General features: G+C 65.5%; 15 protein-coding genes. 13 read left to right on the forward strand and 2 right to left on the reverse strand.

All coding sequences use genetic code 11. The features are described from left to right. The first annotated feature begins 25 nt into the window (after positions 1–25). From ACVIHF_RS24940 to ACVIHF_RS24975, 8 genes are all read left to right on the forward strand, one after another. On the forward strand, positions 26–643 hold the full coding sequence (locus ACVIHF_RS24940; RefSeq protein WP_456779544.1) for a hypothetical protein: 618 nt from the start codon (positions 26–28) through the stop codon (positions 641–643). 54 nt (positions 644–697) lie between these two features. Continuing rightward, entirely contained in the window at positions 698–1,144 is a 447-nt protein-coding gene (locus ACVIHF_RS24945) for a DsrE family protein (RefSeq protein ID WP_283069417.1), read from the forward strand. A 217-nt stretch (positions 1,145–1,361) separates the two neighbouring features. Then, positions 1,362–4,208, forward strand: a complete 2,847-nt coding sequence (locus ACVIHF_RS24950; RefSeq protein ID WP_456792675.1) for a bifunctional transaldolase/phosoglucose isomerase — start codon at positions 1,362–1,364, stop codon at positions 4,206–4,208. 12 nt (positions 4,209–4,220) lie between these two features. Continuing rightward, positions 4,221–5,204, forward strand: coding sequence for a phosphogluconate dehydrogenase (NAD(+)-dependent, decarboxylating) (gene gnd / locus ACVIHF_RS24955; RefSeq protein WP_456779542.1), 984 nt, complete (start codon positions 4,221–4,223; stop codon positions 5,202–5,204). Between the two features lie 29 nt (positions 5,205–5,233). Then, a complete protein-coding gene (zwf, locus tag ACVIHF_RS24960) occupies positions 5,234–6,727 on the forward strand; it encodes a glucose-6-phosphate dehydrogenase (protein WP_456792676.1) in 1,494 nt (497 codons plus the stop codon). 1 nt (position 6,728) lies between these two features. Beyond that, positions 6,729–7,481 carry a 6-phosphogluconolactonase gene (gene pgl / locus ACVIHF_RS24965; RefSeq protein ID WP_456792677.1) on the forward strand — a complete coding sequence of 251 codons (753 nt, stop codon included), beginning with the start codon at positions 6,729–6,731 and terminating at the stop codon, positions 7,479–7,481. Between the two features lie 28 nt (positions 7,482–7,509). Beyond that, complete coding sequence (locus ACVIHF_RS24970) at positions 7,510–7,998, forward strand: gluconokinase (RefSeq protein ID WP_057014886.1); 489 nt, start codon at positions 7,510–7,512, stop codon at positions 7,996–7,998. Beyond that, entirely contained in the window at positions 7,995–8,798 is an 804-nt protein-coding gene (locus ACVIHF_RS24975) for an HAD family hydrolase (protein WP_092085690.1), read from the forward strand. The genes ACVIHF_RS24970 and ACVIHF_RS24975 overlap by 4 nt, the downstream gene beginning before the upstream one ends. A gap of 361 nt (positions 8,799–9,159) precedes the next feature. On the opposite strand, the gene ACVIHF_RS24980 is transcribed toward ACVIHF_RS24975, so the two are convergent. After that, entirely contained in the window at positions 9,160–10,968 is a 1,809-nt protein-coding gene (locus tag ACVIHF_RS24980; protein WP_456779540.1) for a glycoside hydrolase family 15 protein, read from the reverse strand. 15 nt (positions 10,969–10,983) lie between these two features. Beyond that, positions 10,984–12,936 carry a 4-alpha-glucanotransferase gene (malQ, locus tag ACVIHF_RS24985; protein ID WP_456792678.1) on the reverse strand — a complete coding sequence of 651 codons (1,953 nt, stop codon included), beginning with the start codon at positions 12,934–12,936 and terminating at the stop codon, positions 10,984–10,986. A 203-nt stretch (positions 12,937–13,139) separates the two neighbouring features. Between malQ and ACVIHF_RS24990 the strand changes: the two genes are divergently transcribed. From ACVIHF_RS24990 to treZ, 5 genes are read left to right on the forward strand one after another with little or no spacing between them, the layout of a single operon-like run. Further along, positions 13,140–15,089 (forward strand): alpha-1,4-glucan--maltose-1-phosphate maltosyltransferase, encoded by a 1,950-nt coding sequence (locus tag ACVIHF_RS24990; protein ID WP_456792679.1) that lies wholly within the window; start codon positions 13,140–13,142, stop codon positions 15,087–15,089. Positions 15,090–15,099: 10 nt separating this feature from the next. Continuing rightward, positions 15,100–18,405, forward strand: a complete 3,306-nt coding sequence (gene treS / locus ACVIHF_RS24995; RefSeq protein WP_456792680.1) for a maltose alpha-D-glucosyltransferase — start codon at positions 15,100–15,102, stop codon at positions 18,403–18,405. After that, a complete protein-coding gene (gene glgB, locus ACVIHF_RS25000) occupies positions 18,402–20,549 on the forward strand; it encodes a 1,4-alpha-glucan branching protein GlgB (protein ID WP_456792681.1) in 2,148 nt (715 codons plus the stop codon). The genes treS and glgB overlap by 4 nt, the downstream gene beginning before the upstream one ends. Before the next feature lie 3 nt (positions 20,550–20,552). Then, positions 20,553–22,625, forward strand: coding sequence for a glycogen debranching protein GlgX (glgX, locus tag ACVIHF_RS25005; protein ID WP_168856920.1), 2,073 nt, complete (start codon positions 20,553–20,555; stop codon positions 22,623–22,625). Further along, positions 22,622–24,373 (forward strand): malto-oligosyltrehalose trehalohydrolase, encoded by a 1,752-nt coding sequence (gene treZ, locus ACVIHF_RS25010; RefSeq protein WP_456779538.1) that lies wholly within the window; start codon positions 22,622–22,624, stop codon positions 24,371–24,373. The genes glgX and treZ overlap by 4 nt, the downstream gene beginning before the upstream one ends. Positions 24,374–24,377: the final 4 nt, after the last annotated feature.

The following is a 24,377-nucleotide window of genomic DNA, read 5'->3' on the forward strand; positions in this document are numbered from 1 at the left end:
GGCGCTGGCTATTCCCGAGCCGGTCATGAAGCAGGCGCTCCTTGTTGTCGCACTCGCAGCCGCCGCCTGGACCGGCGCGCCGTTAGCCGTTCAGGCGCAGGAAGGCGTCGACAAGGCCGCGGCGGCCGCCTTCGACAACAGGATGTTCGCGGGCCCGCCCGGCGCGAAAGCCTATGCCTGCTTCGTGCGGCGCTACGATGCAAATCATCTGGCGCAGCATCCGAAGCAGAAGGTCAGCGCGATGAAGCTGCTGGTGTCAGCGGAAGACGCTCCGGAGGACAAGGCCACCAACTATTCATTCCGGCTCGGCGTCGCGTACCGCCACCGCCCTGGCAATTTCGACTCCAGCGGCTACTGCAATCATGCCATCGCGGCCGAATCCGGCCACGAAATACGCTTCGAATGCGGCGTGGATTGCGAGGGCGGCGGTATCACCGTGGCGTTGTCCAAGGACAATAAATCCGTGATTGCGCGCCTTGGCCGCATCATGGTGTGGAATCGCAACAAGCCCGACGACGATGCGGGCGAAGCGCTGTTCGCCGGCGCCGACGACAAGATCTTTCGCGTCGATCGCGCGGACTTGGGCGAATGCGCCGAACTTGTGACCGACCGCAAGGAACTCGCTGCGCTCCGCCACAAATGATAGGTTTGCCCAAAGGGACAACACTGGATCAACAATAATTGCGCGAGAGACGCCATGCGCCGACGCAGCATCCTCTGGGGCACGCTTTCAGCGATCGGCGCCGTCTTGGCAGCGTCCCAGGCCGGCGCCGCCACCGAAGCACCGCCGCAAAAGCTGAAGGTGGTCTATCACCTCGATGACCTCGACAAGGTCAATTTCGTGATCGGCAACATCCAGAACCATCTCGACGGCGTCGGCGGCCCCGGCAATGTGACGATTGCGCTGGTGGTGCACGGCCGGGCGCTGAAGGCGTTTCATTCAGCAGCCGCCAATCCCGAGCTGTCAAAACATGTCGCGCGGTTCACCAAGGATGGGATCGAGTTCGCCGCCTGCGGCAACACCATGAAATCGCAGAACATCGGCCTCGCCGACTTGCTCCCCGGCTTCGTTGCCGCCGAGCGCGGCGGGGTGGTCCGCCTCGCCGAGCTGCAATCCCAAGGTTACCTCTACCTGCGCCCCTGACGCGCGGTCCTGCGCCGCAACGCGTCATAAAAATGTGCTGAGATGGGGGTCTGCTCGCACCTGCGTCCGAGCGGATCGAACTGTTGTGAATGGCGTTATCCCTTGGAAATGCTGATATTCCGCCCGGGGCTCCCGCCATGTTGACAATCCCCCTCCGCCCCCGAAAGCTGCCCGGGAACCCAAAAATCGACCCTCGATCGAACGAGAACAGGCACCCATGAACCCCGTCAAAGCACTCGAAAATCACCGTCAGGCCGTCTGGCTGGACTTCCTCGCGCGCGGCTTCGTCGCCGATGGCGACCTGAAGCGGCTGATCGAGACCGACGGCGTCAAAGGCGTGACGTCCAACCCCTCGATCTTCGAGAAGGCGATCGGCAGCTCGGATGAATATGACGGGGCGATCGGCAAGGCCCTCAAGAGCGGCGACCGCTCGGTCGCCGACCTGTTCGAGCACCTCGCGGTCGAGGACATCCAGCACGCCGCCGACGTGCTGCGCCCGGTCTACGACCAGAGCCACGGCGGCGACGGCTTCGTCAGCCTCGAGGTGTCGCCCTATCTCGCGATGGACACCAAGGGCACGATCGCGGAAGCCGAACGGCTCTGGAAGGACGTCCACCGCAAGAACCTGATGGTCAAGGTGCCGGCGACGCCCGAGGGCCTGCCGGCGATCGAGTACCTGATCGGCGAAGGCATCAGCATCAACATCACGCTGCTGTTCTCGCAGAAGGTCTATCGCCAGGTCGCCGAGGCCTATCTCAAGGGCCTGGAGAAATACGTCGGCAAGGGCGGCGATCCCTCCCATGTCGCGAGCGTCGCGAGCTTCTTCGTCAGCCGCATCGACACCGCCGTCGACAAGCAGCTCGACGAGAAGATCGCCAAGGCCAACGATCCGCACGAAAAGGAGCGGCTCGCGGCCTTGAAGGGCAAGGTCGCCATCGCCAATGCCAAGCTCGCCTATCAGGACTACAAGCACCTGTTCGCTGGCAACCGCTGGGACAAGCTGACGGCCAAGGGCGCCAAGCCGCAGCGGCTGTTGTGGGCTTCGACCGGCACCAAGAACAAGGACTATAGCGACGTGCTCTATGTCGAGGAGCTGATCGGCCCCGACACCGTCAACACCGTGCCGCCGGCAACGCTCGATGCCTTCCGCGACCACGGCAAGGTCCGCGACAGCCTCGAGGAGAATGTCGAGGACGCCCGCCACGTGCTGGAAGAGCTGGAGAAGTCCGGCATCTCGCTCGATGCGATTACCGAGGAGCTGGTCAGGGACGGCGTCAAGCTGTTCGCCGACGCGGCCGACAAGCTCTACGGCGCGGTCGCCCACAAGCGCGCCACCTCGCTCGGCGGCGGCATCGACCGCCAGAAGCTCGCGCTCGGCGCCACCATCGAGAAGGCGGTCGAGAAGAGCACCGAGGAATGGCGCGCCTCCGCCCGGATCCGAAGGCTCTGGCACAAGGACAAATCGGTCTGGACCGGCGACGACGAGGACAAATGGCTGGGCTGGCTCACCAGCGCGGCCACCGCTGATGTCGCCGACTACGAGGACTTCGCCCGGCGCGTGAAGGGGCAGAACTTCACCGATGCCGTCGTGCTCGGCATGGGCGGGTCGAGCCTTGGGCCGGAGGTCCTGGCCCAGACCTTCCCGCACCGGTCCGGTTTCCCGCGGCTGCACGTGCTCGATTCCACCGATCCGGCGCAGGTGCGCGCGATGGAGGAGTATGTCGACATCGCAAGGACGCTGTTCATCGTCTCCTCCAAATCCGGCGGCACCACCGAGCCGAACGTGATGAAGGACTATTTCTTCGATCGGGTGGCGAAGGCGATCGGCAAGGACAAGGCCGGCCACCGCTTCATCGCGGTGACCGATCCGGGCTCATCGCTGCAGAAGGTCGCGATCAAGCAGGGCTTTGCCCGCATCTTCTACGGCGACCCCGCGATCGGCGGCCGCTATTCCGTGCTGTCGCCGTTCGGTCTGGTGCCGGCGGCCGCTGCCGGCATCGACGTCCGCAGCCTGCTCGGCCATACGCTCGCGATGGTGCGCTCCTGCGGTGCCGACGTGCCGCCGCAGGAGAACCCGGGCGTGCAGCTCGGGCTCGCGATGGGCATCGCCGGGCTCGAAGGCCGCGACAAGGTGACGATCTTCGCCTCGCCGGACATTGCCGATTTCGGCGCCTGGGCCGAGCAGCTGATCGCGGAATCGACCGGCAAGGACGGCAAGGGCCTGATCCCGATCGAGGGCGAGACGATTGGCGACGCCGCGGTCTACGGCAACGACCGGTTCTTCATCGATCTGCGCACCGATGGCGAGAACGATGCAGCGCATGAGGCCAAGCTCGCGGCGCTCGAGGCCGCCGGCCATCCCGTGGTTCGGATCGTGATGAAGTCGATCGACCATATCGGTCAGGAGTTCTTCCGCTTCGAGATCGCGACCGCGGTCGCCGGGTCGATCCTCGGCATCAACCCGTTCAACCAGCCCGACGTCGAAGCCGCCAAGATCAAGACCCGCGAACTGACGGCAGCGTTCGAGAAGACCGGGTCGCTGCCGGCCGAACAGCCGGTGGTGTCGGCGGACGGGGTCGATCTCTACACCGACGCGCAGAACGCCGAGGAGCTGCGCAAGGCCGGTGCGAACGGCGATCTCGACTCCTGGATCAAGGCGCACCTCTCGCGCTCCGGCCGCGGCGACTATGTCGCCCTGCTCGCCTATATCGAGCGCGATGGCGACACCATCGACGCCATGCAGGCGATGCGGCTGAAGGTACGCGACGCAAGACACCTTGCGACCTGCGCCGAGTTCGGTCCGCGCTTCCTGCATTCGACCGGGCAGGCCTACAAAGGCGGCCCCGACAGCGGCGTGTTCCTGCAGGTCACGACCGACGATACGGCGGACCTGCCGGTGCCCGGCCAGAAGGCGAGCTTCGGCGTGATCAAGGCGGCACAGGCGCGCGGCGATTTCGACGTGCTCACCGAGCGCGGCCGGCGCGCGCTGCGCGTGCATCTCAAGGGCGATCTCAGCTCCGGGCTCGCGGCGCTCGATGCCGCGATCTCGGCTGCACTGAACTGACGGAGGCGAGGGATGCAACTCGGCATGATCGGCCTCGGGCGGATGGGCGGCAATATCGTCCGGCGCCTGATGACCCAGGGCCACACCACCGTGGTCTACGACAAGGATCCGAAGGCCGTCGCGGCGCTCGTCGCCGACAATGCGACCGGGTCCTCGTCGCTGGAGGATTTCGTCCTCAAGCTGGAGGCGCCGCGCACCGCCTGGGTGATGCTGCCGGCCGGCAAGATCACCGAAGCCACCATCGAGGCGCTGTCGAAGCTGATGCAGCCAGGCGACGTCATCATCGATGGCGGCAACACCTTCTGGCAGGATGACGTCCGCCGCGGCAAGGCGCTCAGGGAGCGCGGGCTGCATTACGTCGATGTCGGCACCAGCGGCGGCATCTGGGGCATCGAGCGCGGCTACTGCATGATGATCGGCGGCGACAAGAAAGTGGTCGACCGGCTCGACCCGATCTTCAAGACGCTGGCGCCCGGGATCGGCGACATTCCCCGCACCTCCGGCCGCGAGGGCCGCGATCCGCGCATCGAACAGGGCTACATTCACGCCGGCCCGATCGGCGCCGGGCATTTCGTCAAGATGATCCACAACGGTATCGAATACGGCCTGATGCAGGCCTATGCCGAAGGCTTCGACATCCTGAAGAACGCCAATATCGAGGCGCTGCCGGCCGAGCATCGCTTCGACCTCGACATCGCCGACATCGCCGAAGTCTGGCGGCGCGGCAGCGTGATCCCGTCCTGGCTGCTCGACCTCACGGCATCGGCGCTGGCGCAGAACCACACGCTCGACGATTATTCCGGCTTTGTCGAGGATTCCGGCGAAGGCCGCTGGACCGTCAACGCCGCGGTCGACGAGGCCGTGCCGGCCGAGGTGCTGACGGCCGCGCTCTACACGCGCTTCCGCTCGCGCAAGGATCACACCTTCGCGGAGAAGATCCTCTCGGCGATGCGCGCAGGTTTCGGCGGCCACAAGGAGCCGCCGAAAAAGGCATAAAAAGCTTGAAGAGAACCGCGGAAGGTCACGTGCAGAAGAAACCCGATCCTTGCTCCTTCATCATCTTCGGCGCCACCGGTGATCTGACGCACCGGCTGGTCATCCCGGCGCTCTACAATCTCGCCGCCGGCAATCTGCTGCCGGACAAATTCTGCGTCGTCGGCATTGTCCGCAAGGGCATGTCGAGCGAGCAGCTGACCGACAGCCTGATGCAGGGGCTGCGCAAGTTCGCCACCCGCCCGGTGGACGAGGCGATCGCAAAGCGGCTGTTCGAATGCGTCACCTCGATCGAGGCCGATCCGCGCGATCCGGCTTCCTTCGATGCCATGAACGAACGGCTCGACAAGCTCGAGACGGCGCGCGGCACCGGTGGCAACCGGCTGTTCTATCTCGCGACCCCGCCGAGCGCCTTCCTGCCGATCAGTGAGCAGCTCGGGCGCACCGGCATGCTGGAAGAGAACGGCGCCTGGCGGCGGCTGATCATCGAAAAGCCGTTCGGCACCGATCTGGTGTCGGCCAGGGCGTTGAATGCCGCGCTGCTGAAGCTGATGGACGAGCACCAGATCTACCGGATCGATCACTATCTCGGCAAGGAAACCGTCCAGAACATCCTGGTGCTGCGCTTCGCCAACGGCATGTTCGAGCCGATCTGGAATCGCAACCACATCGACCATATCCAGATCACCGTCGACGAGAAGCTCGGCGTCGGTCATCGCGGCAGCTTCTACGACGCCACCGGCGCGCTGCGCGACATGGTGCCGAACCATCTGTTCCAGCTGCTGTCGCTGGTGACGATGGAGCCGCCGGCGCGGTTCGACGCCCACGCGGTGCGCTCCGAAAAGGCCGAGGTGCTGAGCGCGATCCAGACCCAGAGCGAACAGGAGGCGCTGCACAATTCGGTGCGCGGCCAGTATCGCGCCGGCCGGATCGGCGACACCGAGATCGAGGACTTTCTCAAGACGCCCGACGTCAGGCCCGACAGCTCGACCGAGACCTATGCCGCGCTGAAGCTGACCATCGACAATTGGCGCTGGGCCGGCGTGCCGTTCTACCTGCGCACCGGCAAGGCGCTGACCACCAAGCGCACCGAGATCGCGATCAAGTTCAAGCAGGCGCCGTTCGCTATGTTCCGCGACACGTCGGTCGATCGCCTGTCGCAGAACTACCTCGTCATCTCCACTGAGCCGACCGAGGGCATCGAGCTGCAGTTCAACACCAAGGTACCCGGCCCGACCATCAACATCGACGGCGTCGAGATGAAGTTCCGCTACAAGGACTACTTCAAGGCCGAGCCGTCGACCGGCTACGAGACACTCATCTATGACTGCATGATCGGCGACAATCTGCTGTTCCAGCGCGCCGACAGCGTCGAGGCCGGATGGCAGGCGGTGCAGCCCTTCATCGACGCCTGGAAGAGCGCCGGCGGCCGTGGCCTGCAACCCTACAAGGCCGGCAGCGAAGGCCCGGAGGCCGCCAATGCGCTGCTGACGCGCGACGGCCGCAGCTGGCGGAAGCTGGGCTGACATGACCGCGACCGGCAAGCGCCAGATCATCACGGTCGCCGATCCGGCGGCACTGGCGCAGGCGGCCGCCGAGCGGGTGATCGCCAGGATCGACCAGAACAGCGGCCGGATCGCCGTCTGCCTCACCGGCGGCTCCAGCCCCAAGGCGCTCTACCAGCTGCTGGCGACGCCAGACTATCGCGCGAGGATTCCGTGGGACCGCGTCGACTGGTTCATCGGCGACGAGCGCCTGGTGCCGCGCAAGGACAAGCTGCACAACATGAGCATGGCGCGCCAGGCCTTCCTCGACCGCTGTGCACCGGCCGCGAATGTCCATCCGATCGCGACCGACACCGCCGATCTCAGGGATCCCGACGCCAGCGCGGCGCTATACGAGAACGAGCTGATGGCATTCTACGGCGCCGAACAGCTCGATCCGAAGCGACCGCTGTTCGACCTGGTGCTGATGGGCATCGGCCCCGACGGCCATACCGCGTCGCTGTTTCCGGGTTATCCCGCGGTCGAGGAAACGCAGCGCTGGGTGGTCGGCGTGCCGAAGGCCAATGTCGAGCCGTTCGTACCGCGCGTGTCGCTGACCCTGCCCGCCCTCGCCTCCTGCCGCGAGATGCTGTTCGAGGTGGCGGGCGAGAACAAGCGCGCGATCTTGACGCGCCTCTTCGCAGGCGAGAACCTGCCGGCAAACCGCGCGCGATCGCTGGGCGAGACCGTCTGGCTGATCGATCAGGCCGCGCTGCCGGAGGACTTTCGTGGGTGACGGACAAAACCCCTGCGCATTGGTCGTGATGGGCGTGTCGGGTTCGGGCAAGAGCACCATCGCCGACCGCCTGGCGATCAGGATCGGCTGGCGCTTCGAGGACGGCGACAGTTTTCATCCGCCAAGCAATGTCGCCAAAATGCATTCCGGCCAGCCGCTCACCGACGAGGATCGCTGGCCCTGGCTGCGCGCGATCGCCGACGAGATCGACCGCACCTGCGGCGTCCGCGAACGCGCCGTCATCGCCTGCTCCGCGCTGAAGCGCGCCTATCGCGACATCCTGGTGCATGGCCGCGACGATATCCGCATCGTCTTCCTCGACGGCTCGCAGGAGCTGATCGCCACGCGGCTCGGCGCGCGCAAGGGCCATTTCATGCCGCCGGGGCTGCTCGCCAGCCAGTTCAAGACGCTGGAGCCGCCGACCCCGGAGGAACGCCCGATCACGGTTGCGATCGACCGTCCGGTCGAAACCATCGTCGAAGACATCGTCACTCAACTGAAGCTGGACCGCACATGACCCGCATCGCCCTTGTCGTATCCGATGTCGACGGCACGCTGCTCACCAAGGACAAGACCTTGACCGACGGCGCCAGGGCGGCAGTGCGCAGGCTGCACGAGGCCGGCATCGGCTTCACCATCGTCTCCAGCCGGCCGACGATCGGGATGGGCTTTCTGGTTGCGCCGCTTGCGATCACACAGCCGATCGGCGCATTCAACGGCTCTTCGATCGTCGATCCGCAGCTCAAGCCCCTCGAGCAGCATTTGATCCCGGCCGCGGTCGCAAAACGCTGCATCGACATGCTGCGCGAACGCGACGTCGACATCTGGCTGTTCACCAACGACCGCTGGCTGACGCGGAATCCTGACGGCGAGTACACCGCCCACGAGCAGCACACGATCAAGCATGATCCGACCATCGTCGGCGATTTCACGCCCTATCTCGATCAGGCCTGCAAGATCGTCGGCGCGAGTTCGGATGCGGCCCTGCTGCAACGCTGCGAGGCGGAGATGCAGCAGATGGTCGGCCGTGATGCCACCGCGGTCCGCTCGCAGACCTACTATCTCGACGTCACCCCGCCGGGCCACGACAAGGGCACCTTCGTCGAGGGCATCGCGAAGCGCCTTGGCGTGCCGCTGGAGAACGTCGCCACGATCGGCGACATGCAGAACGATCTGCCGATGTTCGCGCGAAGCGGCGTCTCCTTCGCGATGGGCAATGCCAGCGATGACGTGAAGGCGCGCGCCACCCATGTCACCGAATCCAACGAGCAGGACGGTTTCGCACGCGCGATGGACACGGTGTTGCAGCTTCGCTGAGGCGTGCGAACGATCGCCCCACGCGTGATCGAGCGCGGGCCGCAGCGTGATCGCCGTTACAGTCCGCTACATCGCAATCGAGTCAAATCGATCATGTGATCGCGTCACGCTGATCACGCGGCCCTTTGTCACGGCGAGATCTGTCACCCGACCAATCCGCGGTTCCTTGAGGCGGCCGATCACACTCGCACGATTTCGGAATATTGGAAATATATTCTTGATTTGCCCGACGTGTCAAGTTGCCTGGCCGAATGCCGGCAGCTGCCGGCTCCTTTGCATGGGGTTGTTTTCGATATTTTGGCAGCGCGGACCTGCGGCGGTCCCGCAAGCGGAAGACGGAGGGCGGCATCGCCGCGGTGGTTTAAGTCGACCGCTGCACCGCGGGCTTCTCGGCGTCGGCTCTGGCGGCGCTGAGATTGTGCGCGGTGTTGATCAACGCGATATGGGTCAGCGCCTGCGGGAAATTGCCGGTCTGCCGGCCGGCGCCGGAATCGAACTCCTCGGCCAACAGTCCGAGATCGTTGGCGACCGCCACCACGCGGTCGAACATGGTCTGCGCCTTGTCGACATCTCCCGCCAGCACATGGGCGTCGGCAAGCCACAGGCTGCAGGCCAGGAACGCGCCCTCGATCGGCTGGACCTCATCGGACACCTCGCGCGGATCGTGCCGCAGCACGAAGCCGTCGCGCATCATGTGCCGTTCGACCGCGTCGATCGTGCCGCAGATGCGCGGATCGCCCGACGGCAGGAAGCCGACCGACGGCAGCAGCAGCAGGCTGGCGTCGAGCAACTTTGAGCCATAGCTCTCGACGAAACTGTTGAGGCCGGGATCGAAGCCGCGTTGGCAGACGTCGCGATGAATGGCCTCGCGCAGCACCCGCCATTTGACCAGCGGCCCCTTGAAGCCGAACCGCTCCGCGCTCTTGATGGCGCGGTCGAAGGCGACCCAGCACATCACCTTGGAGAACACGTAGTGTCTGGGGGTGCCACGGCGTTCCCATATGCCGTGATCCGGCTGATCCCAGACATCGGCGAGATGGGTGACGACGGTGCATTCGAGCGACCAGTTCTCTTCGTCGAGCTTCAGCTTGGCCATGCGGGACTGATGGAAGGCGTCGATCAGCTCGCCATAGACGTCGAGCTGAAGTTGCGCATGCGCGGCGTTGCCGGCGCGTACCGGCTGCGCCCCTTCATAGCCGGACAGCCACCCTGCCTCCCATTCCAGGAGGCGTCGCTGGCCCAGGATGCCGTACATGATCTGCATGTTGGCCGGCGCGCCGGCTGCGGCCCGCAGCAGCCAGTTGTGCCAGGCTGCCGCTTCCTCGGTGTAGCCCGAGTTCATCAGGGCCAGCAGCGTAAAGGTGGCGTCGCGCAGCCAGCAGAACCGGTAGTCCCAATTGCGCGCGCCACCGAGCTTTTCCGGCAACGACGTGGTGGGTGCCGCGACGATGCCGCCGGTCGGCCTGAAGGTCAGCGCCTTCAGCGTGATCAGCGAGCGCATCACGAGGGCGCGTTGATAGCTGCCGTCATAGGTCGAGCGGCTGCACCATTCCCGCCAATATTCCTCGGTGTCCTTCAGCGCAGCCTCAGGGTCGATCGCGTCCGGCACCGGGTGATAGGACGGTCCATAGGTCAGGACGAACGGCACGGTATCGCCTTCGCCGACCTCGAAATCGGCGATCGTGGTCAGATCCTTGCCGCGGGTTTCGACCGGCGTGCGCAGCACGGTCATGTCCTGCCCGCTGATCGCCAGAAGCCCGTCACCATCCGGATTCTTCCGAACCCAGGGGACATCGACGCCGAAGCCGAAGCGGATCACCAGCTCCATGCGCATCTTGACGCGGCCGCTGACGCCGCGAACGAGGCGGACCACATCGGAGGCGTTGCCGCGCGGCGGCATGAAGTCGATCAGCGCGACCGCGCCGCCTTCCACCTCGAACCGGGTCTCCAGGATCAGCGTATCGTCCCAGTAGCGCCGCGAGGTCTGCTTGATCTCGCCTGTGGGCGCCAGCAGCCAGCGACCGTTCCTCGACGTGCCAAGCAGCGCCGCGAAGCAGGGGTCGGAATCGAACGCCGGCCAACACAGCCAGTCGATCGAGCCGTCGCGGCCAACCAGCGCGGCGGTCTCGCAATCTCCGATCAGTCCATAGTCTTCGATACGAGAGGCCACGCGCTACGCTCCGCGCTACCCGGTGTGCGAGCGCTCGCGGGTCGCGCGCTTGAGGGCGTCGACGTCGATCGCCGACGCGAGATGCTCGATCGAGACCGGGAGCCGCCGCTTCCAGTTCGGATGCTCGTAGACGGTGCCGGGGATGTTCGGTTGCTCGACAATGCCGAGCAGGTCCTCCATCGACACCGCCATCATCCGCGACCGCGTCCGTGCCAGGAAGCTCGCCACCGAATAGAAATCGTTCGCGTGGATGTCGTGCCGGCGCAGCACGTCGTCGAGCTGGCCGAGCGCGTGCCAGCGCCCCTCGTCGGTCTCGCCGGGATCGATCCCGAGCGCACGCTTGGTCTTGAGGTCGCTGAACGAGCGCCAGCCCGCATAGGTCGAGAGGTCGTGGGTGTTGAAGGTCACCAGCGCATCCGGCAAATAGTAGTCGGCGTTGCGGAAGACGCCCCGGTCGTCGGTCTCGAACATCATCACAAGATAGGACCAGATGCCCCAGCCGTTCATCTGCTCGCGGAACCCGGGAGGTACGGTGCCGAGGTCCTCGCCGATCACGACGCAGCGGCTCGCCACGCTCTCCTGCGCGGTCGCCGCCAGCAGCGCCTCGAACGGCATCAGCACATAGGCGCCATTGGCCGGGCCGAAGCCGCGCGGCACCAGATAGAGCCGCTTCAGCCCGAACGCGTGGTCGAGCCTGATCGCGCCGGCGTGGTGCATCGAGGCGCGCAGCATCTGCCTGAACGGCTCGAACGAGCGCTGTTCAAGACCCGCAGCATTGAAGCCGGCAAGCCCCCAGTCCTGGCCCGCCGTGTTGAGCGGGTCAGGCGGCGCGCCGACGCCGAGATGGCGCGAGATCGCGATCTGCTCATTCCAGGCGTCGAACCCGTCCGACTGCACGCCGACGGCGACGTCGAGATAAAGCCCGACCCGCATGCCGCGCTTGTGCGCCAGCGCCTGGCAGGCGCCGAGTTGACGGTCCGCGGTCCATTGCACGAATTCGACGAACTCGACCTCGGCGGCAGAGTCGCGCGAGCGGCGCAATTTTGCACAAGCTGCGTCGCTCGGCTGCCGCCATTCGTCCGGCCATTCCCACCACGGCGTGTTGAATTTGTGCCGCATCACCTCGAAGCAGGCGAAGCGCGACAGCAGCGTGCCCTGCTCGTTGCGATAGGCCTCGAAATCCTGCCAGCGGCCGAGGCCCGGGTTGGCCTTGAAGGCCGCGAACGCCGCGCGCAGCGCGGGCCATTTCTGCGCCGCGACGCCGACATAGTCGACCATGTCATGGCTGCGGAGCGGTGCCAGCGCGGCCTTGGTCTCGGCATCGACGCGGAATTCGGGAATCTGCTCGACGTCGATGTAAAGCCCATTGAGGAACAGCCGGCTGTTCGGCGAGTACGGGCTGCAATCGCCGGGCCGATCGTCGAACAGCGCATGCAGCGGATTGAGCCCGACGCCGTCGGCGCCGAGCCGGTGGGCGAATTCGAGCAGGTGCTGCAGGTCGGTGAAGTCACCGATGCCCCAGTTGCGCGCTGACCGCACGCCGTAGAGTTGCACCGCGATCACCCAGCAGCGGTCGAACTCGCCGCCGAAGGCGCCGTGCGGCGCCACCAGCAGTGGCAGCTCCTCGCTGGCGCCCGATGCGTCCGACAGTTGCAGCCGATGCACGCCTTCGGGCAGACCGGACGGCCACGTCACACTGCGCTCACGCGCCTCGCCCTGCGCGAGCACCCCGGTGCCATTCGCAAGCTTCCATTGCACCGGAAGCCGGGCAGCCTCCGAGAACTGTGTTTGCGCAGCCTGGCCGCCTCTGACCACCACGGGATCGGCGATGATCCGACGGGGCGCCTGCGGCGGCAGCGCGTCGAGGATCGCCGTGAGCGCCTCGGGGGTTGTCACACGGCGGTGACCGCTGCCATCGATATACTCGGTCTGGATTCCCAGGGTCTGGGCTTTGGCGTAAAGGTCCATTCGGCACGCTGCCTGCTCGCAACGGTTGGTGGATCGTTGCTAAATTGTACAGATACGGGAAAGGGATAGTTGATGTTCAACGCTCTACCCTATCCGGCGTTCCCACCGGGAACCATTGCCCGGCGAGCGGCTTTCTATATGGGTCTGGCGCGCCTCCTTCCCGGCGCCGGGACGTCATTTGCATTTTTAATGGCGGCATCACCGTGAACAAAACCCTCCGGCCTGTCGAGAGTGCCCATGGCACTTTTCATATCACCGATGTCTATCCGTCGGTTGATGGCGGCCGCTTTCCGGTCAAGCGCATTGTGGGCGAACCTGTCGAAGTGTGGGCCGACATCTACCGTGCCGGACATGACGTGATATCGGCGGCATTGGTGTGGCGGCGCGAGGGCGACAGCGAATGGCAGGTCGCGCCGATGACGGCGCACAGCGATGACCGCTGGGGCGGCGCTTTCGTGCCCGACCGGCCCGGCCGCTACGCCTTCGCGATCGAGGCCTGGACCGATGAATTCGCCAGCTGGCGGCATCGCTTCGAGCAGACGCCGCGCGACGGCAGCGATCACACGCTGGACGCGCTCGAAGGCGCGGGCATGCTGACCCAGGCGCAGGCCGGCAGCCCGGCGGCGGCGGCCGTCATCATCAGGCAGTGCGAAATCTTTCTGCAGACCGGCGAACCAGGTGCGCTGCTCGCGCCCGAATTGCGGGAGGCGATGGCCGGCAGCCAGTTTCGCCGCGACCTGATGCGATCGCAGCTCTACCCGCTGACCGCGGATCGCCCGCGGGCGCGCAGCGGCGCATGGTACCAGATGTTTCCGCGCAGCCAGGGCAAGACACCGGGCATGCATGCAACCTTCAACGACTGCATCGCGCGGCTTCCCGACATCGCCGCGATGGGCTTTGACGTCGTCCTGCTCGCGCCGATCCATCCGATCGGCCGGCAGCACCGCAAGGGCCGCAACAATGCCGCGATCGCGCAGGCGGGCGATCCCGGCAGCCCTTATGCGATCGGCGCAGCCGAGGGCGGCCACGACGCCGTGCATCCGGAACTCGGCACGCTCGACGACTTCAGCGCCTTCGTGGCGGCATGCCAGGCGCATGGCCTCGAGGTCGCGCTCGATTTCGCCGTGCAGTGCTCCCCCGATCATCCCTGGCTGACCGAGCATCCAGAGTGGTTCAAGCGGCGCCCGGACGGATCGATGCGCACGGCCGAGCATCCACCGCAGCGCTGGGAGGATGTCGTCAATCCGGATTTCGGGTCCGAAGACGCCGGCGCCCTGTGGCGCGCGCTGCGCGACGTCGTGCTGTTCTGGGTCGAACAGGGCGTCAGGATCTTCCGGGTCGACAATCCGCACACCAAGCCGCTGGCGTTCTGGGAGTGGCTGATCCGCGAGGTGCGGGACCGCGACGCGGACGTGCTGTTCCTCGCGGAAGCCTTCGCGCGCCCGAAACTGATGAAGGGCCTCGCCAAGCTCGGCTTCACGCAGTCCTACAGCTATTTCACCTGGCGGACGCAGCGCTTTGAGCTCGAACAATATCTCGGCGAGTTGACCTCCTATCCCGAGCGTGACTTCTTTCGGCCGAATTTCTTCGTCAACACACCGGACGTCCTGCCCTTCCACCTGCAAAGCGGCGAATCCTGGATGTTCAAGTCGCGTCTCGCGCTGGCCGCGACGCTTTCAAGCAGCTATGGCATCTACAGCGGCTTCGAATTGCTCGAGCACACGCCGGTCCCCGGCCGCGAGGAATATCTCAACTCCGAGAAGTACGAGATCAAGGTTTGCAACTGGGAGCAGCCGGGGAACATCAAGCCCTATATCGCAGCTCTCAACCGGATCAGACGCGGCAATCCGGCCCTGCAACAATTCGCCAATTTGCGCTTTATCAGTGTCGATGACGGCGGTGTGATCGGTTTCATCAAGGAGGCGGTCGATCAGAGCAATGTGATCGCGGCCGCGATTGCATTGTCAGCCGAGCTGCGTGAGGTCTGGCTGCCGCTCGGCGACGTCATGGTCGGCCGTGGCGATGCCCGCCGGCCCGTCTCGGCAGTGGAAGACCTTGTCACCGGCGAGCGCCACGCGCTCGAATGGGGAGGCATCCGTCTACGTATAGATCCTGCGCGCGATCCCGCGTTGCTGCTGCGCTGTGTCGCCTGAAGGAGCCGTCATGAACGTATTCTCCTCCGTCAATACCCAGGAGAAGGTCGCAACCGAGACTGCGGACCAGCTGTGGTACAAGGACGCGATCATTTACCAGCTGCATGTCAAGGCATTTGCCGACAGCAACAATGACGGCATCGGCGACTTCGCGGGGCTGACGGAGAAACTCGGCTATCTGCAGGAGCTCGGCGTCACCGCGCTGTGGCTGTTGCCGTTCTATCCCTCGCCCGGCCGCGACGACGGTTACGACATCGGCGACTATGGCGACATCAATCCCGATTTCGGGACGATGAAGGACTTCAAGCGCTTCATCCAGGAGGCCAAGAAGCGCGGCCTGCGCGTCATCACCGAGCTGGTCGTCAACCACACCTCGGACCAGCATGCGTGGTTCAAGCGCGCGCGCCGCAGCCCGCCGAATTCGAGCGCGCGCAGCTGGTACGTCTGGAGCGACACCGACCAGAAATACCTCGATACAAGGATCATCTTTACCGATACGGAGAAGTCGAACTGGACCTGGGATCCGGAGGCCGGTCAGTTCTACTGGCACCGCTTCTTCTCGCACCAGCCGGACCTGAATTTCGACAATCCGCGCGTGGTGCGCGCCATCGTGCAGGTGATGAAGCGCTGGCTCGACACCGGCGTCGACGGCTTCCGGCTCGACGCCATTCCCTATCTGTGCGAGCGCGACGGCACCAACAACGAGAACCTGCCGGAGACGCATGCCATCATCAAGCGGCTGCGCCAGGAGCTCGACGCCTATGCCAAGGGCAAGATCCTGCTGGCCGAAGCCAATCAATGGCCGGAGGACGTGCAGGAATATTTCGGCCATGGCGACGAATGCCACATGGCCTATCACTTCCCGCTGATGCCGCGCATCTACATGGCGATCGCCCAGGAAGACCGCTTTCCGATCACCGACATCCTGCGGCAGACGCCCGACATTCCGGCCGCTGCCCAGTGGGCGCTGTTCCTGCGCAATCACGACGAGCTGACGCTGGAAATGGTCACCGACGTCGAGCGCGACTATCTGTGGTCGACTTACGCCAACGATCCGCGCGCCCGCATCAATGTCGGCATCCGCCGCCGCCTTGCGCCGCTGATGGACAACGACCGGCGCAAGATCGAGCTGATGAACTCGCTGCTGCTGTCGTTCCCGGGCACGCCGATCATCTATTACGGCGACGAGATCGGCATGGGCGACAATATCTATCTCGGCGACCGCAACGGCGTGCGGACGCCAATGCAGTGGTCGCCGGACCGCAACGGCGGCTTCTCGCGCGCCGACCCGGCGCGGCTCTACGCGCCGATGATCATGGACCCGGTCTACGGCTATGAATCCGTCAATGTCGAGGCGCAGTCACGCAGCCTGTCGTCGCTGCTGTCGGCGACCAAGCGGCTGATCGCGGTACGCAAGTCGACGCTTGCCTTCGGGCGCGGCACCATGACCTTCATCCGCCCGGAGAACCGCTCGGTGCTGGCCTATGTGCGCCAGTACCAGGGTGAGGCGATCCTGTGCGTCGCCAATCTGTCGCGGTCGGCGCAGGCCACCGAGCTCGACCTCTCCGCCTTCAAGGACCGCATTCCGCTCGAGATGCTCGGGCGCACGCGCTTCCCGGCGATCGGCGAGCTGCCCTACATGATCACGCTCGCGCCATACGGCTTCTACTGGTTCCAGCTGCAGGAGCGCGACAAGTCCGAGCCGGTGACGCCGCGCGCGGTGCCGGAATTCGAGACGCTGGTGGTGCCGCTGAATTCGACCTGGATGTCACTGGCGCGCACCCGCGGCGTGTTCGAGCACGACGTGCTGCCCGGCCATCTCGCCCGCACGCGCTGGTATCCGGAACGATCCGCGAGCGCGATCCAGCCGATGCTGGTCTCCGCGATCCCGTTCTGCGACATCGGCGACAACCGGCCGTGGCTCGCCTTCTTCGAGACCACGCAGCGCGGCACCACCAGCCGCTACGTGCTGCCGATGCAGATCGAGTGGGTGCGCTTCGACCGCGAGCGCTACAATCCGCGCGCATTCGCCGCGATACGCCAGGGCGCGCGCGAGGGCACCTTGCTCGATGTCGCCACCGACCAGATCTTCACCGGCCTGTTCCTGCGCAACCTGCGGGAAAACCTCATGGTCGACGAAGGCGAGCAAGGCCTCAAGCTCGAATTCCGGCCGACCAGCCGCTTCTCCGACCGGCCGGTGCGGCAGCCGGAGCGCATCCGGGTCTTCGAGAACGATCAGCCGCATTCGACCGCGCTGGTCGACAACGAATATGTCACCAAGATCTACCGCAAGCTCGAGGTCGGCATCAATCCGGAGATCGAGATGGGCCGCTTCCTCACCGAGGTGGTCAACTTTCCGAACACCCCTGCCTTGCTCGGCACCGCCGAGCTGATCGAAGGCGACAAGCGCAGCGCCATCGCCGTCCTGCATGCGATGGTCGTCAACCAGGGCGACCTCTGGACCATCGCAGGCGCACACCTCGACCGCCTGGTCGAACGGCAGCGCCTGCTGACAGTGAGCGAGCACCCCGTGGAGAACGGCGACCAGGCCACCTATCTGCGCCACATGTCGCATAGCGGAAAGCGACTCGCCGAGCTGCATCTGGCGCTCGCCAGCAACCGCGACCTGCCGGACTTCGCGCCCGAGCCGACCAAGCCCGACGACCTGCAGCGCTGGGCCGACGAGATCATGGCGCGGGCCGAGCGCGTGTTCGATACGCTGAAGCAGCGGCGCGGCTCCCTGAAGGAGGCCGACCGGCTGCTGGCCGATCAGTTGCAGGCCCAGCACGACACGCTGCCGGAGCGGCTCAAGGCACTGCTGCCGCGAGAAACCGACGGGTTCAACATCCGCCATCACGGCGACCTGCATCTCGGTCAGTTGCTGGTGGTCAAGGACGACGTCTTCATCATCGATTTCGACGGCGGACCGGGCCGCACCATCGCCGAGCGGCGGCGCAAGGCACCGCCGGCGCGCGACGTCGCCGGCCTGATCCGTTCGATCGACTATGCGGCGACCGCCGCGCTGGAACGCACGCTCAAGGTCTCCCCCGACGAGAGCGGCCGGCTGAGCCTCGCCTTGGCCGAATGGCGCGACCAGGCCGCGGATACCCTGCTGGCGGCCTATCGCGAGACGGTGGCCGGCCAGCGGCTGTGGCCCGCCGACGCCAAGACGGCCGACCGCCTGCTCAATTTTTTCCTGCTTGAGAAAGCCTTCTATGAGATCGAGTATGAGCTGGCCAACCGGCCGGATTGGCTGCGGGTGCCGCTCACCGGCCTGCTGAGGATCCTGGCGCAACAGCCGCATGAGGTTGCATGAGCAAACTGCCCGCCGAGGCCTATGCCATCATCGAGGGCCGCCACTCCGACCCCTTCCACTATCTCGGGCTTCACCCCGAGGGGGACCGCAACGTCGTGCGCGCCTTCCTGCCCGATGCCAGCAATGTCGAGGCGATCGGCGAGCATGGCGAGACCGCACAGCTGGCGCGGATCCATGACGCCGGCCTGTTCGCAGGCCCCCTGCCGAACGGCTCGACGCGCTACCAGCTCCGCGCCCGTTTCGGCGACAACGTCGTCGAGCTGGAGGATGCCTACCGCTTTCCGCCGATCCTGAGCGATTTCGATCTCTATCTGCTCGGCGAAGGCACGCATCAGCGCGTCTACGACACGCTCGGCGCGCATCCGATGACGCTCGACGGCGTCGACGGCATCGGCTTCGTGGTGCTGGCGCCGAATGCGCGCCGGGTCAGCGTGGTCGGCGACTTCAATTTCTGGGACGGACGGCGGCATCCGATGCGCGTGCGCGGCTCGGGCTACTGGGAACTGTTCATCCCGCGTGCAAGGGTCGGCGACCACTACAAGTTCGAGATCATCGGGCGCAACGGCCAGCATCTGCCGCTGAAGTCCGATCCCCTGGCGTTCGCCGCCGAGGTGCGCCCGAAGACCGCCTCGATCGTGATCGACGAGCGCAAGATCCCGCATCCGCGCCCGGCGCCGGATCGCGTCAACGCGCTGAGCTCGCCGATGTCGATCTACGAGGTCCATCTCGGATCGTGGCGGCGCAAGGGGCGCAACGAGTGGCTGACCTATCGCGAGATGGCGGAGCAGCTGCCGGCCTATGCCAGCGACATGGGCTTTACCCATGTCGAATTCCTGCCGATATCAGAGCATCCGTTCGACGGCTCCTGGGGCTACCAGCCGACGGGCATGTTCGCACCGACCAGCCGCTTCGGCTCGCCGGACGATTTCGCCGCGCTGATCGACGCCTGCCACGGCGCAGGGCTCGCCGTGCTGCTCGACTGGGTGCCCGGGCATTTCCCCGATGATCCGCACGGGCTCGGCAATTTCGACGGCACCGCGCTCTACGAGCACGCCAATCCGCTGCAGGGCCGTCACCTCGATTGGGGCACGCTGATCTACAATTACGGGCGCACCGAGATCACCAACTTCCTGGTGTCGAACGCACTGTTCTGGCTCGATCGCTACGGCATCGACGGGCTGCGCGTCGATGCCGTCGCCTCCATGCTCTATCTCGACTACAGCCGTCCCGCCGGTGGCTGGATTCCGAACAAATATGGCGGCCGGGAGAACATCGAGGCGATCGACTTCCTGCGCCGCTTCAACACCGAATTGTTCGCGCATTTTCCGCAGGCGACGACGGCGGCGGAAGAATCCACCGCATGGCCGCAGGTGTCGCGTCCCGTCGAGTATGGCGGGCTCGGCTTCGGCTACAAGTGGAACATGGGCTGGATGCACGACACGCTGAAATATATCGGCAAGGATCCCATCCACCGCAAATACCATCACGGCGACATCCTGTTCGGCCTGCACTACGCCTTCTCGGAGAATTTCATCCTGCCGCTGTCCCACGACGAGGTGGTGCACGGCAAGCGCTCGATCCTCGGCCGCATGCCCGGCGACGACTGGCAGCGCTTTGCCAATCTGCGCGCCTATTACAGCTTCATGTTCGGCCACCCCGGCAAGAAGCTGATGTTCATGGGCTGCGAGTTCGGCCAGGAACGCGAGTGGAATCACGACTACTCGATCGATTGGCATCTGCTGCAACAGCCGAGGCACAGCGGCATCCAGAACCTGGTCCGCGACCTCAACCGGCTCTATCGCGCGCTGCCGGCGCTGCACGAGCTCGACTGCGACCAGGCCGGCTTCGAATGGGTCATCACCGACGATGCCAACAACAACGTGTTTGCCTGGATCCGCAAGGGCAATGCTGAGCGCGCACGCTGCCTCGTGATCGCGAACTTCTCACCCAACGTCTACCGCAACTATCGCGTCCCGGTGCCGTTCGCGGGCAAGTGGCACGAGGTGTTCAACTCGGATTCCGCGCATTACGGCGGCACCAATGTCGGCAATGTCGGCGAGGTGCGCGCATCGGAGGACGCCACGCCCGAGCTGAGCCTGACCATTCCGCCGCTGGCTGCGATCTTCCTCGTACCGGAAAGCTGATTGATGCGACTGACCGGGGGTACGTCCGCACGGCTCGGTGCAAGCTGGGACGGCAGAGGCACCAATTTTGCGCTGTTCTCGGCGAACGCGGAGAAGGTGGAGCTGTGCCTGTTCGACGGCCAGGGTCGCCGCGAGCTCGAGCGGATCGAGATGCCGGAGCGCACCGAAGACGTCTGGCACTGCTATCTCAACGACGTCTCGCCGGGCCAGCTCTACGGCTATCGCGTCTACGGGCCCTACGCGCCGGAGCGCGGCCATCGCTTCAACGCCAACAAGCTGCTGCTCGACCCCTACGCCAAGCGGCTCGCCGGCCGGCTGGTATGGAGCGATGCGCATTTCGCCTACCGCACCGGCAGCGCGCGCGAGGACCTTTCGTTCGACCGGCGCGACAATGCCCGCGGCATGCCGAAGGCGGTCGTGGTCGACGAGACCTTCAACTGGGGCCGCCGCGAGATCCGGCCGCATATCCCCTGGGAAGACACCATCATCTACGAGGCCCACGTCAAGGGCCTGACGCAGAAGCGCGAGGACGTGCCGCCGAACCTGCGCGGCACCTATGGCGGCCTGTCGTCACCGGCGATGATCGCCCACCTCAAGCGGCTCGGCGTCACCACCATCGAGCTGTTGCCGATCCACGGCCTGATCGACGACCGTATCCTGGTCGAGAAGAAGCTGGCGAACTACTGGGGCTACAACACCATCGCCTTCTTCGCGCCGGAGGCGCGCTACGCCCAGGACAATGCGCTCGATTCCTTCCGCACCACGGTGGCGCGGCTGCACGATGCCGGCATCGAGGTGTTGCTCGACGTCGTCTATAACCACACCGCCGAGGGCAACCATATGGGCCCGACGCTGTGCTTCCGCGGCATCGACAATGCCTCCTATTACTGGCTGAACCGCGAGAACCCGCGCTTCTACGACGACTTCACCGGCTGCGGCAGCTCGGTCAACCTCACCCATCCGCGCGTGCTGCAGATGGTGATGGATTCGCTGCGCTACTGGGTCGAGGTCTGCCATGTCGACGGCTTCCGCTTCGATCTCGCCACCACCCTGGCGCGCGGGCCGAACGGGTTCGATCGCAACCACCCCTTCCTCACCGCGATCCGCCAGGACCCGGTGCTGGCGACCGCCAAGATGGTCGCTGAGCCCTGGGACCTCGGTCTCGGCGGCTACCAGGTCGGCGCGTTTCCATCGCAATGGTCGGAATGGAATGATCGCTATCGCAGCGCGATGCGGCGCTACTGGAGCGGCGAAGGCAGCCTGATCGGCGACATCTCGGGCCGCATGACCGCATCCTCGGATTTGTTTCACCACGACAACCGCGCGACCCGCGCCAGCGTCAATCACATCACGGTGCATGACGGTTTCACGCTCGCCGATCTCTTCAGCTACAACGAGAAGCACAACGAGGCCAATGGCGAGGACAATCGCGACGGCTCCAACGACAATCACAGCAACAATTGCGGCCATGAGGGCCCGACCGACGATCCCGCCATCATCGCACTGCGCCGGCAGCTGCGGAAGAATGCGCTGGCCTGCCTGCTGCTGGCACAGGGCACGCCTTTGATTCTCGCCGGCGACGAGGTCGCGAACACGCAAGGTGGCAACAACAACGCCTATTGCCAGGACAACGAGACCGGCTGGATCGGCTGGGAGAACCTCGGTACGGACGACGACGCCATCGATTTCATCGGCCACCTCACTGCGCTGCGCCAGCGCTTCGGCCAGATCCGCTGCCAGCGCTGGCTCGACGGCCGCCGCACCGACGGCAGCTACGGCGTGCTCTGGCTGACGCCGGCAGCGGAGGAGATGAAGGAATCCGACTGGAAATTCCCGGAGAGCCGATTCCTCGCCTATGTGCTGGGGCCGATGGAACCAGGACAGGCGCCGATCTTTATCGTGCTCAATGCCGCACCGCAGGAGATCGTGTTCAGGATGCCGAGGATGGCGGAATACAAGAGCTGGCGGCAGGTCTTGAACACGACCAAGGCCGAGCAAACGGCTGAGCAATTCGCATCCGGCGCCGATACCAAGGCACCCCCGCGCTCGGTGCTGGCATTTGCAGGCTCCACATGAACAGACAACATTTCGGCGCCGAGCTGACATCTGACGGCACGCGCTTCCGGCTCTGGGCGCCAGCGGCCAAGCGCGTCGACCTCCTGATCGACAAACCGCATCCGCTCACGCGCGATGCAGCCGGCTGGTACGTCGCCGAGATCCCGGGCGCGCGCGCCGGCACGCGTTACAAATTCCGCATCGATGACGAAGTCGATGTGCCGGATCCCGCCTCCGCATTCCAGCCGGACGACGTGTTCGGCCCGAGCGAGGTGATCGACCACGCCGCCTTCAAGTGGCGCGCGACGGACTGGCGCGGCCGTCCCTGGCATGAGGCCGTCGCCCTCGAGGCCCATGTCGGCACCTTCACCCGCGAGGGCACCTATCGCGCCATGATCGACAAGCTCGATCATCTGGTGGCGACCGGCATCACCGCGCTCGAGCTGATGCCGCTGGCGGATTTCGCCGGGAAGCGCAACTGGGGCTATGACGGCGTGCTGTGGTACGCGCCCGACAGCGCCTACGGCCGGCCCGAGGACCTCAAGACCCTGATCGACGAGGCGCATCTGCGCGGGCTGATGGTGATGCTCGACGTGGTCTATAACCATTTCGGCCCCGAGGGGAATTATCTCGGCCGCTATGCGCCGTCCTTCTTCAGTGACGCGCACACCCCGTGGGGCAGCGCGATCGATTATCGTGTGCCCGAGGTGCGCGCGTTTGCGATCGGCAGCGTCGTGAGCTGGCTGCGCGACTATCGCTTCGACGGGCTGCGGTTCGATGCGGTCAACACCATCGTCGAAGCCGGCGAAGTCTCGGTGCTCCATGACTTCAGCAATGCCGCCGGCAAGCTCGCCACCGAGACCGGCCGTTATATCAACCTCGTGCTCGAAAACGGCGACAACATTGCAAGCCTGCTCGATGCCGCCGAGGATCCGCCGCACGGCAAATTCCGCGGCCAATGGAACGACGACTATCATCACGCCTGGCACGTGCTGCTGACCGGCGAGACGCAGGGCTATTATGGCGACTACCGGGCGCCGAAGCAGGACCTCGCACGCGCGCTGTCGTCCGGCTACATCTACCAGGGCGAAGTCTCGGAGTTCTGGGGCGGCAAGGCCCGCGGCGAGCCGAGCGGCATGCTGTCGCCGACCTGCTTCATCAACTTCCTGCAGAACCACGACCAGATCGGCAACCGGCCGCTCGGCGATCGTCTCGTCAGCATTGCCCGGCCGGCGGCGGTCGCGGCGGCGCTGGCGGTGACGCTGATCGCGCCGACCACGCCGATGCTGTTCATGGGCGAGGAATGGGGCGCGACGACGCCCTTCCCGTTCTTCTGCGATTTCAAGGGCGACCTCGCCAATGCCGTCCGCGCCGGACGGCGCAAGGAGTTCGCCTGGGCCTATGCCAAATATGGCAACGACATTCCCGACCCGCTTGCCGACGAAACGGTGCGGTCGGCCGTGCTCGACTGGGCGGCGCTCGGCCATGATCCGGCGCGCGCGCGGCTTGCGCTGGTGCGCGACCTGCTCGCCGTTCGCCGGCAGGAGATCATGCCCCGGCTCAAAGGGTGCCGTTTCGGCGATGCCATCGTGGCTGGCGACCTGTTGACGGCGCATTGGCAGATGGGCGACGGCAGCACGCTGCGGCTGACAGCCAATTTGTCCGCTCGCGACATCCCCGATGGACCGGAGCCGAAGGGAACTGCGATCTGGGGCGGCGCGTTGTCGAGCGACCTCCCCGGCTGGGCGGTGCGCTGGCACATCGGATAGCACA

The sequence above is a fragment of the Bradyrhizobium sp. USDA 4506 genome, from assembly GCF_054058795.1.

Bases quoted from the DNA above. Each gene is read 5' to 3' on its own strand.
- ACVIHF_RS24940 (WP_456779544.1), top strand. From the start codon at position 26: ATGAAGCAGGCGCTCCTTGTTGTCGCACTCGCAGCCGCCGCCTGGACC.
- ACVIHF_RS24945 (WP_283069417.1), top strand. From the start codon at position 698: ATGCGCCGACGCAGCATCCTCTGGGGCACGCTTTCAGCGATCGGCGCC.
- ACVIHF_RS24950 (WP_456792675.1), top strand. From the start codon at position 1,362: ATGAACCCCGTCAAAGCACTCGAAAATCACCGTCAGGCCGTCTGGCTG.
- gnd (WP_456779542.1), top strand. From the start codon at position 4,221: ATGCAACTCGGCATGATCGGCCTCGGGCGGATGGGCGGCAATATCGTC.
- pgl (WP_456792677.1), top strand. From the start codon at position 6,729: ATGACCGCGACCGGCAAGCGCCAGATCATCACGGTCGCCGATCCGGCG.
- ACVIHF_RS24970 (WP_057014886.1), top strand. From the start codon at position 7,510: ATGGGCGTGTCGGGTTCGGGCAAGAGCACCATCGCCGACCGCCTGGCG.
- ACVIHF_RS24975 (WP_092085690.1), top strand. From the start codon at position 7,995: ATGACCCGCATCGCCCTTGTCGTATCCGATGTCGACGGCACGCTGCTC.
- malQ (WP_456792678.1), bottom strand. From the start codon at position 12,936: ATGGACCTTTACGCCAAAGCCCAGACCCTGGGAATCCAGACCGAGTAT.
- treS (WP_456792680.1), top strand. From the start codon at position 15,100: ATGAACGTATTCTCCTCCGTCAATACCCAGGAGAAGGTCGCAACCGAG.
- glgB (WP_456792681.1), top strand. From the start codon at position 18,402: ATGAGCAAACTGCCCGCCGAGGCCTATGCCATCATCGAGGGCCGCCAC.
- glgX (WP_168856920.1), top strand. From the start codon at position 20,553: ATGCGACTGACCGGGGGTACGTCCGCACGGCTCGGTGCAAGCTGGGAC.
- treZ (WP_456779538.1), top strand. From the start codon at position 22,622: ATGAACAGACAACATTTCGGCGCCGAGCTGACATCTGACGGCACGCGC.